This window comes from Alteribacillus bidgolensis (assembly GCF_002886255.1).
Lineage (GTDB): Bacteria > Bacillota > Bacilli > Bacillales > Marinococcaceae > Alteribacillus > Alteribacillus bidgolensis.
Map to the genome: position 1 here is coordinate 4,047,933 of NZ_KZ614149.1, position 13,515 is coordinate 4,061,447.

9 protein-coding genes and 1 riboswitch are annotated in these 13,515 nt (G+C 38.9%); of the genes, 5 read left to right on the forward strand and 4 right to left on the reverse strand.

Features of this window, described 5'->3' with window-relative positions:
- Positions 1-1,026: 1,026 nt before the first annotated feature.
- The gene (locus CEF16_RS20000; protein ID WP_091585795.1) at positions 1,027-2,568 is read left to right on the forward strand and encodes a malate:quinone oxidoreductase; all 1,542 of its coding nucleotides are present in this window, start codon (positions 1,027-1,029) and stop codon (positions 2,566-2,568) included.
- A gap of 411 nt (positions 2,569-2,979) precedes the next feature.
- Here the strand turns inward: CEF16_RS20000 and CEF16_RS20005 are convergent, their stop codons facing one another.
- Positions 2,980-4,146, reverse strand: a complete 1,167-nt coding sequence (locus tag CEF16_RS20005; protein ID WP_091585689.1) for a DUF4317 domain-containing protein — start codon at positions 4,144-4,146, stop codon at positions 2,980-2,982.
- Between the two features lie 1,112 nt (positions 4,147-5,258).
- Complete coding sequence (locus CEF16_RS20010; protein ID WP_091585691.1) at positions 5,259-5,876, reverse strand: GntR family transcriptional regulator; 618 nt, start codon at positions 5,874-5,876, stop codon at positions 5,259-5,261.
- A 315-nt stretch (positions 5,877-6,191) separates the two neighbouring features.
- Between CEF16_RS20010 and garR the strand changes: the two genes are divergently transcribed.
- From garR to CEF16_RS23935, 4 genes are all read left to right on the forward strand, one after another.
- On the forward strand, positions 6,192-7,130 hold the full coding sequence (gene garR, locus CEF16_RS20015) for a 2-hydroxy-3-oxopropionate reductase (RefSeq protein WP_091585693.1): 939 nt from the start codon (positions 6,192-6,194) through the stop codon (positions 7,128-7,130).
- Positions 7,123-8,547, forward strand: a complete 1,425-nt coding sequence (locus tag CEF16_RS20020; protein WP_091585695.1) for a four-carbon acid sugar kinase family protein — start codon at positions 7,123-7,125, stop codon at positions 8,545-8,547. The genes garR and CEF16_RS20020 overlap by 8 nt, the downstream gene beginning before the upstream one ends.
- A 15-nt stretch (positions 8,548-8,562) precedes the next feature.
- Positions 8,563-9,906, forward strand: a complete 1,344-nt coding sequence (locus tag CEF16_RS20025; RefSeq protein ID WP_245917935.1) for a GntP family permease — start codon at positions 8,563-8,565, stop codon at positions 9,904-9,906.
- Positions 9,907-10,024: 118 nt separating this feature from the next.
- Positions 10,025-10,186 (forward strand): hypothetical protein, encoded by a 162-nt coding sequence (locus CEF16_RS23935; protein ID WP_170032186.1) that lies wholly within the window; start codon positions 10,025-10,027, stop codon positions 10,184-10,186.
- Positions 10,187-10,193: 7 nt separating this feature from the next.
- Here the strand turns inward: CEF16_RS23935 and ade are convergent, their stop codons facing one another.
- Both ade and CEF16_RS20035 read right to left on the reverse strand, forming a co-directional pair.
- Positions 10,194-11,960, reverse strand: a complete 1,767-nt coding sequence (gene ade / locus CEF16_RS20030; protein ID WP_091585697.1) for an adenine deaminase — start codon at positions 11,958-11,960, stop codon at positions 10,194-10,196.
- Between the two features lie 166 nt (positions 11,961-12,126).
- Positions 12,127-12,228: riboswitch (purine riboswitch) on the reverse strand.
- A gap of 350 nt (positions 12,229-12,578) precedes the next feature.
- The gene (locus CEF16_RS20035; RefSeq protein WP_091585699.1) at positions 12,579-13,103 is read right to left on the reverse strand and encodes a ribonuclease H-like YkuK family protein; all 525 of its coding nucleotides are present in this window, start codon (positions 13,101-13,103) and stop codon (positions 12,579-12,581) included.
- Positions 13,104-13,515 lie beyond the last annotated feature (412 nt).

Sequence of the window (13,515 nt, forward strand, 5' to 3'; positions counted from 1 at the left end):
TTAGATGAAGAATGAGAAGAAGACGGTCTTTTTGTAGAATCTCAATGCAAAAGAGAAATGCTCCAAGTTATTAAGCAGACTAGAGATAAATTAGCGTGTTTAGAAAATATATTCTTTAATTGATAGGTTTATAGCTTAAAAACCTCATTTGAAAAAATCGCGGAGAACCGTATCATAAGTGACGGTGAGGCAGAAAATTGAAGTGGTGCTTGAAATACCTTATTTTTATACCAATTGTATTTGATATATTAGATGTATTTGAAAATATAGGAATTATAAATATAATTAAACATTATCCTGTAAGGTTGAATAACTTATCAGAACTTATTAATATCATTACTATGATAAAGTTGACATTTGTAAATCTAGTCTTTGTAACTTTAATTGTAGGTTTTGCATTAACTATTTATTTAAAAGTAATAAAAAAATATGTTATCAATTATTAATTTCCTTTTATCCATTCCAAATGGAAAACCGTAACATAAATAAATGAGTTTTTTATAAAACTATACTGTAAAAGGTATGGTTTTTCTTTGTATGCTTGATTTAAATGATAGATTAATGTTGGTATAATAAAAACTTGAATTCAGCACCAACCATAGCAGGTTTCTAAGTCCCCAAAAAATAGGCATTAATGATACTACACCAAATTTTGCTTGCTGGAGAATAGTAATGGTCGATACTTTTATGATGCTCTAAATAAAAGAACTAAAGAGACTAGATAGTTCGTATAAATGGGACTTAAAGTAGCATGATCTAGAGGATATGAATGATATTTTAATGAAGGCAAAGATCTCATTCAACGAAATATGAAATGGAATGCCCGTAAAACAACTTTCAAAATTTGTAAACTATTATATAATAGTAGATATTTTTGATATTTTAATCTATAACTAAGAGTGATACACTATAATTAGGTTATGATGATACGGAAAAGGTGTTCTTAGATTGCGCCTGGGCTTGTAATGCTTGAATAGGAGCGCCTACATCCATTCTGCAAATCTAGGGAATAAGGATATGGTAAAAATGAGTAACAGACAAACTAATACAGATGTTATCTTAATTGGTGCCGGAGTGATGAGTGCTACTTTGGGGACACTGCTGAAAGAATTAGCACCAGACTGGAATATTACAGTGTTTGAGAAACTCCAAGACGCAGGAGAGGAAAGCTCTAACGAATGGAATAATGCGGGAACAGGGCACGCTGCACTGTGCGAGCTTAACTATACCGACGAAAAACCGGATGGTTCTGTAGATATTAGCAAAGCTGTAAAAATTAATGAACAGTTTCAGCTTTCAAGACAGTTCTGGTCTTATCTTGTAAACAGCATGCTGATCCGTAATCCGCAGGACTTTATCATGTCATTGCCTCATTTGAGTTACGTACATGGGGAACAAAATGTACAGTTTTTGAAAAATCGTTACGAAGCCCTATCAAGCAACCCTCTGTTCCAAGGGATGGAATTTTCCGATGATCCGGGAAAACTGATGAAATGGATTCCGCTTATGTTGAAAGATCGAACTTTAAATGAACCTATTGCGGCAACAAAAATTGATTCTGGAACGGATGTCAACTTTGGCGCGTTAACGCGTATGTTGTTTGATCACTTAAAGAGTAATAATGTTGATATAAATTACAGACATAGTGTTAATGACATTAAACGTACAAGCGACGGGTCCTGGGAATTGAAAGTGAAAAATCTCGATAGCGGTACGGTCGAACGCCATACTGCAAAATTCGTCTTTATCGGCGCCGGGGGAGGAAGTTTGCATTTACTGCAAAAATCCGGTATTCCTGAGGGAAAACATATTGGAGGATTCCCGGTAAGCGGACTATTTATGGCGTGTAACAACCCGGATATTGTTGAACAGCATCATGCAAAAGTATACGGTAAAGCTAAAGTTGGCGCTCCGCCAATGTCTGTCCCGCACCTTGACACAAGATATATCGACAACAAAAAATCGCTGCTATTTGGACCGTTTGCCGGCTTTTCACCAAAGTTTTTAAAAACTGGTTCAATGTTCGATTTGGCAACTTCCGTAAAGCCGGATAATCTCGTAACAATGCTGGCCTCAGGCGCAAAAAACATTCCATTGACAAAATACCTCATTCAGCAGGTTATGTTATCGAAAGAACAGCGCATGGAAGAGTTACGTGAGTTTATCCCGAACGCCAAAAGCGAGGACTGGGATTTAGTTGTAGCTGGCCAACGTGTGCAAGTGATTAAAGATACTGAAGCTGGCGGTAAAGGAACACTTCAATTTGGTACGGAAATGATTACGGACGCTGATGGCTCGATTGCAGCATTACTAGGCGCTTCTCCAGGTGCTTCTACTGCCGTTCACGTTATGCTAGAGCTTATAAAAAAATGCTTCCCGCAGCATATAGAAGAGTGGCAGCCGAAAATAAAAGAAATGATACCTTCTTATGGTGTGTCACTAGCGGAAAACCCAGAGCTTTTCCACGAAATTCATGTTGCAACAGCAAAGGCGCTTCGTCTAAACGAAGACTCGCAGAACGAAGATAATGAATCGGATGTAGAAACAAAGATATTAGAAAAAGTGTAAGCCATCTTTTTATCATTGGACAAATGTTTCTTGATGAACAGATGTAAAGGGTAATGAATGAAAAAGCAGAGAAAATAAAATTCACGTAAAAAAGTAAATAGATATAGAACCTTTGATCTAGCTAAGGATTGAGGGTTCTTTTTGTAATTCCAGTGATAGAGGCTGCTGTGTATCGTATTATAAGCAATCAAATATTTAGATATAACTGGACACTGACATCAAATGTATTTGTGAGCACTCACTTAAAAAGTGTAGAATGTGTGGCGTGATGAGAAAAGAATTGTAGATCAACAATAAAAACGGTGAAAATATAAATAAGAATTTTATAACACAAACAAGGAAGCATCAATAAAACGGAAACGGATCCTTCCTTGTTCTTTCTATAATTAAGAGAAAACGGCCGCAGCAGGTTCACTCCCCAAAAGCTTCCGGCAGCATTTTAAACCCGTCAACCTCCGCATCCTCTTCCACTTCAATCATAATACAGCGTTTCCCTTGATAGTTAACCTGCCTCACGTATTGCAGATCCTGGGGGCTGATCGAGATGTTAGCGATTTTTGTGTTGATTTTTATCGACTTTGAATTGTATTTGGGGACAATGCTGCTTGCTTTCAGCTCGTAGGTTTCGTCAGTGGTGGCTTGCTGGAAAGCAGTTTTTACTTTTTCAGCATCGACTTGTTCCCCGCTCTGGTTTAGAACTCGCTCTACGTCTTTGTAGTCGAGTTTTGGTGGTTCGTCCTCTTCATTTTCTTCCACAACACGGTTGATTTCTCCATACACATTGGCGAGGGTGGAGGGGTTGAGTTGGTCTCCTACGACATCTTTGATAACTTCCTCGAACACCGCTTTGTCTTCTTTCGCTGTCATGATGTCTTCTCCGTTCAATACATTTTCAATAAACCAGTAGTCAGGCTCATTGGCTTTACCTGCCGCATAAAGAACGTGATTTACATCAGAGGCGCCATCCGAAATGGAGGGGAAGAGAAATCCTGACATTGGGTTTTTGAGATCAATGACCGGGTCTGCCTCGATCTTGTATTTGAATTCCTTCTCGATATAGTCGAACTGTATTTCTTTTTTCGGCTCTTCTGTCTTGTTGATGCTGCAAAGAATAAAGGGGTTGGAGTAAACAGCGTCCCGTTCACTTTCCTCGGCTTCTTCGTTCTGTTGTTTCGTTGGTTTCAAGTACTCGGCGCGAATGAAAGAGATGACAATATCCTTTTCGTACGGATGTTCCTTGATCATTTTTTCTGTCATCAGCAGCATTTGTTCCTTCCAGGCCTCGATGTCACTGCTTAGTAATCCTTTGTGAAGGATAAGCTGACTGTGGTTTTCTGCATCACGCTGAAATTTTAGTTCAAATATTTTTTCATCCAGCTGACCTGTCAACACTTTCTTGAAGTTGTTCATGAAAAGCTCCTGCTGATCTCTGTCAAGCATTTCGAACGGTTGACTTTGGTGATGGTAAATGTCTGTTGTTTCTTTCATGATGTATACGTTGAAAATGTCGGAGATTCTTAGTAAATCATTGTCTACTTTCAATTGTCTGCGTATGGCCGCTATGTCTTTTTTATCCATCTATCGTTCACTCCTGAGCTGCTTAGGGTATAAACTTTCATTCTATGAATTTCTATTTTAACACAAGGTTCCTTTCATTAAGCAGATTATAGAGACTGGATGTTCCTTTTTAAACTATCTTGGGGGCAGCAATAGACATATAGCGAGAAAAGCGAAATGTCGCAGTTAGCTGCTCACGAGGAGGTTGAACCGTCGTTTGTGGAAGTGAGTCCAGTTATTGGGACAGCCCCGTAAAGAAATATTATAGTCAAGGGCATCGGTAAAGGATGCAATTTGAGACATTACTGTTCTGATGGGGATAGCGAAATACCAATCAGTGAAGTAGTGATATCTTCGGACAACATCAACCTTTTATACCAGACTATCCATGAACTGGAATGAGAGCGGTGTATATGAATATGACATGGTGCAGTATAATCGGGAATGAAAAACAGAAGGCAAGCGGCTCCATATCGGTGACAGCGTGATAAATGCAAAAGCACATGACGAAAAACCTTAAACTTCTTAGTCATATCGGTTATTACATAAAGATGAGTCGAACTAAAAATGGTTCTAAAAAGTATAATTTGTATTGTATTGATTTAGCAACCGGTAAAGAAGAACAGATCAATTTAATTTCACTGTAAAGTGGGTTTGCTAAAGCATCAAAGTATAAGAAAAACTTCGACTTACGCCATAAGGACCTGGCGTCAAGTCGAGTTTTTCTAATTATTTTGCTTGTGGCAGACGGACATTATATTAGTAAAAGCACGGAAAAAAAGAAAATTTTTAATTATTTGGGGACTTATCAAGGCGCTCCTCTGGAAAATTAGTATGTGATCATTGCGTTAATCGCCGACGAAGGATTTGCCGGAGAATGATGATGGAGTATTTTCCGCTTTTTTCCTAACATGACCTAACTTTTCGTTGGGTTGTTTATAAAAATGGACATAGCAGACACCAAATAATACAGCAGATTTATTAGTTAAGACATGGTGAAAAAGGATTTATCGCATCTTAAATGACACCACAAATTGCCTTTAGAACTGGTTTTTCTTCTATTCCTCCCCCTTACAGAAGGTTAAGTTATCTTCTCATTATAAAAAATGAGAGGCTAATAACCATCGCCGTTTTCACGTTACAATATTCAAGGCAAACTCAAGGTCAGCTTCGAGGTGTGATTTCATTAAATCACTGGCTTGTTCTGGTTTATGGTTTGCGATCGCTTCACAAATATCGCCGTGTTCTTCTACGAGGAATGGACGTTTATGGCTTACTACAGCGCGACTAAACAAGTAGATAATAGCTTGCATATGTTCAAAGTTTTTAATCATAATCGGGTTTCTGGATTCACGGACGATCAGGTCATGAAACTGCTTATTGTAATAGATAATCTCTTCTATATCCTTGTTGGTTTTCGCATAATGAACGCAGGCTCGTAATTGTTCGATATGGTCATCGATCATGTAACGCGCTGCTTTCTTTGCGGAAAAGCTTTCAATTAAGATACGCATTTCAAATAAGTGACGTATATCTGTTTCGGTTGGTTTAAATACTTTTTTATTTTTTATTAATCCTTCCTGCTCAAGTCTTCTAATGGCCTCCCGGATCGGGGTACGGCTTACACCGATGCTCTCTGCAAGAGTCATTTCGGTCAGCTTTGTCCCGCCTTCGTATTCTCCATTCAATATTTTATCTCTTATTTGTTTATATGCATATAATTGTGACGTTTTCTTTTCATTTTTATTCATACTGATTCTCCTGTTCCTATGATAAACAATCAAAACTGCTGTTCATGCAGGGGTTTATACAGCATCCAGCCTTCGTCCGGGTACACTCGCCGTCGCTATAATATTACGTGCTGTGGGGTTGCGGCATAGCAGCTTCTGTGTGTTGATGTGTACGTTTTAAGTAGATATCTTTTTACTTTAGCCGAATTGCATTTTTCAGGTGTTAGCGCTTTTCTTATTATACATGAACAATCACCATTTCGTACAATCTGAAATAAAATGTATACAAATTAATATAAAAATGTATACAAAATAAAATGATTGTATTATAATCTTATGCAGAACAACTTGAAAACAGTTACAAAAGGAGTTTTTGATATGCAGGTAGGATTTATTGGTCTCGGTATTATGGGAAAACCGATGGCTTTGAATCTATTAAAAGCAGGGTTTTCTCTGAAAGCGTTTGATATTAGTGAAGAGGCAAAAAATGAGGTGAAAAAAGAAGGAGCTCAAGTCGTAGAAAATGCCAGCGATGTAACAGAAGAAAGCGATATTGTTATTACGATGCTGCCCAATGCGGCCATTATCAATCAGGTGCTTAACGAACAGCTTCTGCCGTATTTACACAAAGAAACAATAGTTGTTGATATGAGTTCTGTTTCACCCGTGGAATCCAAACACTGGGCAGAACAATTGGCTGAAAAGAATGTAGACTTTATTGACGCGCCGGTGAGCGGAGGAGAGCCAAAAGCAATAGATGGAACCCTTTCCATCATGGCAGGCGGAAGCGAATTTGCATTTGAAAAAGCACTGCCTGTGCTCAAAGCAATGGGACAAGACGTAGTCCGTGTCGGAGAAGCCGGGGCTGGTTCTACAACAAAACTTGCCAACCAAATTCTTGTAAACGTTACAATGGCAGCGATGTCTGAAGCTGTACTTCTTGCTTCTAAAGCAGGGGTTGATATTGAAAAAATGTATGAGGCCATTCGCGGTGGTCTGGCTGGAAGCAATGTTCTTGATGCCAAGATTCCGATGATTCTTGAGCGGAATTTTGAAGCTGGTGGACGCATTGATATTAATTTAAAAGATTTAACAAATGTACTTGCAACCGGAAAAGAAATTGGTGCGCCGCTCCCGCTTACATCAGATGTCGCGGAAATGTTCCAGTCGCTCACATCACACGGTAAACAGACGATTGATCATTGTGGTGTTCTCCAATACTATGAATCTTTATCGAATTATCAAGTACCAAAAGGTGGGAAGCAGAATGTCTAATGTAAAAGAAATTGTCGATTCTTTACAGGAGTATTCTACAGAAATAATTAATGAATGCTTTGAAAGCCGATTTAAAAATTTTCATCATAAAATTATCGCGCTCGATGATGACCCAACCGGCGTACAAACCGTCCATGACATTCCGGTGTTCACTGATTGGACAGAAGAAACGATCGAGCAGGCATTTGATGATCCAAGGCAGCTCGTTTTTATTTTAACGAATTCGCGTTCTTTTTCAGAAGAAGAAACAAAAAAGGTGCATACGGATATTGCTGAAAGGATCGCACGTGTGTCAAAGAAAAAGGAAATGCCATTTCTTCTTATAAGCCGAGGCGATTCAACAATGCGCGGCCACTATCCGCTTGAAACGGAAGTACTGAAAGATACGCTTGAACGGAAAAGAGGGGACGTGATTGATGGTGAAATCATCATTCCATTTTTCCGTCAGGGAGGCCGACTGACAATCGGTGACGTTCATTATATCCAGCAGGCGGAGACATATACGCCAATTGGAGAAACAGAATTTGCTAAAGATCGTATGTTTGGTTTTCAAAGCAGCAATCTCGCTGCCTACGTGGAAGAAAAAACAGCCGGTCAGTTTCCAAAAGACAATGTACAAAGTGTAACGCTCGAAGAATTGAGAAATCTTGACCTAGATGCTATAGAATCAAAACTTATAGGTTTGCAACATTTTCAAAAGCTGATTGTCAATGCTGTTACCGATGAAGACATCCGGGTTTTCTGCATTGCTTTGTATGGTGCGCTTTCGAAAGGGAAGAACTTCCTTTACCGGACTGCAGCAACATTTACAAAAGAAGTCGCCAATATTTCATCAAAGCCTTACCTAAAGGCCGGTGATCTATATGAAAAGCGAAGTGCAAATGGCGGATTAATTATCGTTGGATCGCATGTCCAGAAATCTACTGATCAGCTGAACGAATTAAAACAGTTGAAGGATATTGAGTTTATCGAATTCTACTGTCCTGCAGTAAAAGAAGATGATGCATTCCAGAGAGAGACTGAACGAGTGCAAAAGTTAATTAACGAAAAAATAGCAGTCGGAACAACAGTCTGTGTCTACACATCGAGAGAACGTCTCGATTTAGGTGAAGATCGAAGGGAAGGAGAGCTTGCGCTATCCGTGAAAATATCAAATTCTGTGACGCAATTTGTCAAGAAGTGTAAGCATGAACCGAAATTTGTTATTGCAAAAGGCGGTATAACATCAAGTGACGTTGGTACGAATGGATTAGAAGTTAAAAAAGCAGAAGTTCTCGGGCAAATTGCACCAGGTATACCAGTTTGGCAAACAGGAAACGACAGCCAGTTCCCTGGCATCCCGTATATCATTTTCCCTGGTAATGTTGGAGGCAAAGAAACGTTAAAAGAAGTAGTCACCATTTTAGAAGAACAGTAATCGGAGGTCTATACTATGGAAGGAAATATGTTAATTCTCGTCTTTATTCTTTCACTCGCTGCACTCTTTTATATGATACTAAAGCTGAAAGTAGATCCTTTTATTTCTTTAATCGTAATTGCTTTTCTCACCTCACTTGTTCTAGGATTTACGCCGGAAGACATTCCGGCACTCATCACCGAAGGTTTTGGAAGCACGCTTGTTGGTGTCGGGATCTTAATCGGTCTCGGCGTAGTTTTTGGACAATTGCTTGGAGCCTCAGGAGCAATAGAAAAAATAGCAGAAGCAGTTCTTAAAGTCTTTGGAATCAAACGCTCCCCTGCTGGTCTTTCCATTACGGGGATAGCTGTATCAATCCCTGTTTTCTTTGACGCTGCCTTTGTCATCCTTAGTGGTTTGGTTAAAAGTTTAACGAAAAAAACCGGTATATCTATTGTATCGTTTGTAACCGCTTTAGGTGTCGGTCTCATTGTATCTCACAGCATGATCGCACCGACACCAGGTCCATTGATTGTTGCTGAGAACACTGGATCGGAGCTTGGACTATTTATCGTATACGGGCTTATCTGTGCTATTCCGGCTACTCTTGTCGGCGGATATATTTATGGTATGGCAATCGGTAAAAGAATTAAACCATCAATGGAAGACATAGAAGCACAGCTGCCGGAAAAAAAAGATGCTCCTCGTAAAGAAATTTCAACTGGATTATCGTTTTTATTATTGGTATTGCCGATTTTTCTCATCTTGTTAAACACTGTTGCGGGACTTTGGGTTAACGGAGGTCCAGCTGCAAGTGTCCTCGGGTTTATTGGGGATAAAAACGTTGCTCTTCTCATCAGTGTCATTGTGGCAATTATTGTTCTGCGTCCTTATATTAGTACACCTTATTCTCAGCTTTATTCCGAAGCGATCAGCTCCGGGGGGATGATTATTCTTATTACTGGTGCTGGTGGTGCATTTGGAGCAGTCATTAATGAGAGCGGCATAGGAGATTATCTTGTTGAAACGATGCAGAGCTGGAGTATTCCGGTCGTTTTGTTAGTGTTTATTTTCTCTCAAATACTCCGGGCTTCTCTAGGATCGGCGACCGTTGCTTTAGTAACGACATCAACTATCATGGGACCAATGGCTGCTGATCTCGGCATTTCTCCTATTTTAATGGGGCTTGCTATTTGTGCTCGTGCTACCGGTCTTTCGCTTCCGAATGACTCTGGATTCTGGGTAGTCAATAAATTTGGAAGACTGACGATTCCACAAACGATACAGGCCTGGTCAATTGGTGGTTTTGTTGCTGGTGTAACCGCTCTCTTTATGGTCTTTCTGCTCAGCTTGTTCAGCGGAGTGCTGCCAGGTTTATAAGAATCCAATGAAAAACCCGAACGACAGGTATAGAGTGACCTAATTAAATGAGACACAGGAAAAAACACCCCCAATGTCGTATGTACAATTATCGACATAATTGGAGGTGTTTTTCCTTATGGGGAAAAAGAATTTCTATCCAGAAGAAATAAAGAGATCTTGGCCGCAGCCTGCTTTACTTGTTATTTTAAGTTCTAAAGTGAAATTGAAGAAAACACGAACATTAAATAAATATATTAATGAAATGTCCGTATTTTATTTTACATACATTTATTTATAACGCAACCCTATTCTGTATTTTTTTCTGTATTGGATCTGAAAAAATCGACGGGAATGTGTGTGGATGTACCTACATCAAACAACCCGGTATCCGTTAATTTTAGTTCTGGTATAACGGGCAGTGTTAAAAAGGACAAGGTTAAAAATGGATTGAATGTTTGTGAACATCCTATATCTAATAGAGATTCGTTTAATTGGTGGAGAAGATTGTTCACCTCGTCACTATCTTTATCAGATATCAGTCCTGCTACGTTTAAGGAAAGGGCTGCAATCACTTCATTATCTTTTACAACAGCCAGCCCGCCCTGCATGTTTTTTATGGCGTGTACAGCTGTTATCATATCCGGGTTATTGGTTCCCGCAACAACGAGATTATGGGAATCATGCGCTACGGTAGATGCTATTGCACCTTCTTTTATTCCGAATCCTTTTATAATCCCTAGCCCAATATTGCCGGTTCTAGAGTGCCTTTCCACAACAGCTAACTTTAATTGATCGTGTTCAACAGAGGGGATAAATGCACCATCTTTCACAGTGACATTTTCCACTAGTTTATTGGTGACCAAACTATTTGGAGATACACCGATAATATGAGCTTTCTTCCCATCCATTGGAATATTCAAGTCTTCTTCTCGCATGTTCGGCACGTTGACCGTATTCGTTAGTTGAGAAGGTGGTTGTATGGATGGAAGTGTCTCGCCAACAAATTTTCCGTCTTTTGCAGTAAGGTTTCCGAATTTGTAAACTTCATGGATTGAAACAGAGGCTAAGTCGTCGAGCAACAGAAAGTTGGCAGCATATCCTGGTGCAATCGCACCATTATTTTTCAATCCATAACACTCGGCTGCATTCAGTGAAGCCATCTGTATAGCTAATAATGGATCAAGCCCTTGCTTGATAGAGAGGCGAACATTGTGATCGATGCTGCCTTCTTCTAATAAATCATCTAAATGTTTGTCATCTGTACAAAAGAGGAAACGACGGGAATTTTTGTGATTTACGAGTGGCACAATAGACGTGAGATCTTTTGCAGCAGATCCTTCTCGAATGAGAACATACATTCCACGTCTTAAACGGTCTAATGCTTCGGAAGCTGTGTTAGCTTCATGGTCAGTACCTATTCCAGCAGAAGCATACACATTGAGAGCACCGGCATGAAGACCGGCTGCGTGTCCGTCTATCAAGCTGCTGTATTTTGAAGTGGTGATCAGTTTATCAATCATCGTATTCTCTGCATTTAAAACAGACGGATAATCCATAACTTCAGCAAGTCCAAGCACCCGTTTGTGATCAAAAAAAGCAGTCAGATCTTCGGCGTTTAACTGGGCTCCATTGTTTTCAAACGGTGTCGCTGGAACACAGGAGGGCAGCATGACATGAATATCCATCGGTAGATTTTCTGAGTCATCTATCATGAATTGGATGCCGTCTTTTCCTGCCACGTTTGCTATTTCATGCGGGTCCGTAATAATAGTGGTGACACCGTGGGGAAGTACGGCTTTTGCGAACTCAGCGGGGGTTACCATGGACGATTCAATATGAACATGGCCGTCTATAAAGGAAGGACACACATACCGGTTGTTTGCATCAATTACTTTTTTACCTTCAAATTGACCAATGCCTGCGATATATTCATCGGCAATTGCAATATCTCCCTCAATAACTTCAAGGTTAAACACATCTATAATCCGTCCATTTTTTATGACAATGTCAGCTGGAGTCCTTTGACTTGCCACAGCAATACGCTTTTTTAAAACACTTTTATCAATCGACATTGGTTTTCCCCCTTTTTATAATTTAGGAAAGTTTAAATTTGCTAAAGATATATTGTCATTTTGTGGCGGCAAGCCGAGTTTTTCTAAATACTAAAAAAACCCCAGGTATCCTGGAGTTTGACGTACGATGAGGAAGGCGACACATTTTACAGGTGTAACATACTGTGTGTTAATATCCCCTTCTCGTAGTCAAACTATTTACGGTAGTTTGGTAGAAACGATTGGACCATATTTCCAACATTATACGAGCAATTCATGAATGATTTTATTTAAATATGGTTTCATATTGTAAGGACCTCTTCTTAAAGTGTCAATATACAGAGGACAATAGGTGAATTTTCACAATTGCTGTACCTTTCAGAATGATAGAGCCACATATTCATAAGCTTGGGTAAGCAGGCCGGGTAATGTTTATATTCAAGAAATTTGGAAGGATTAGCTAGTTTTAGATAGGATGAATACCGGCCATGATGGGGGTCCATGAACATTTTACGCAAATTTACCAAAGAGACTAATTAACATGACTTGATACAATCGTTTTGTTGGGTTGAACAAATTGCAGGAGAGCTTGAACAATCTAAAGATATAATTAAAAAACGGCAGCTGTCATAAGAACTATTATTTTGTATAACGGTTTGCATAACTAGACGCAACGAATGAATCTGGCTTCACTCGAGCTTTCATCCCATAAACTTTAAGACGGGCCATCATTTCTTCCACATAAATTTTTGTTTTATTACGTTGTCCCTTTCCAACATCTAGGTGCCCTTCGAATGTAAAGGAGCTTCCTTCATCAATATAAGGCATGATAATTTGTAATAATTTTTGTTTTCGTTTAGCTGTGAATAGTTGAGCTACTTCTTCCGTTAAAAGGGTCTCTGTCGATACTTTTTCATGTAAATGTTCGATTCGTCTTTTCACTTCATGCTTTTTTAAACAAGCCCATACACCATGACCTTCACGACGTATGACAATGCCGGTAACAAAACGTGTAAATTTCCTGTGTACTTGTGAGTCGGTGCCAATCATTAATCTGTACTGTGCTTGCGGGTTTTGCTTCATGAAGGTTTCTATATGATGATAAACGTCTGCAAAGGACATATTTTTATTCGATAAGTTATGAAAACGGAATTGACTTCTCATTTTTTTCCCCCTTATATATAGATATAATGTTAGAAGGAAAAACAGACCATCTATTATGACCTCTTTTGGCTATTTTTAATATTTCAAAATGAATACTACGTCCAGCAGCGTGTAGCTTTGCCTCACCACCAGCTTTATGAAGAAGATTGAAAACGTTTTTGTATGTGTAGCTTTTTTAACGAGATCATTAAAATGAATTTCATAATTCATTTCTATATTATTATAAACGAACATTATATAAAATTACCTCGTTATCGTTCGCTTTCCGCTACAATCGATATAATGTTCGTTTTGGATAATCAAAATAGCACTTATGAAATTGATTCTAGACATATAATCTAATGAAGAAACGGAGTTAAATCTAAAATTTTATGAGTTAATGAAATTATGGTTGATTAATCAATAATTTTGT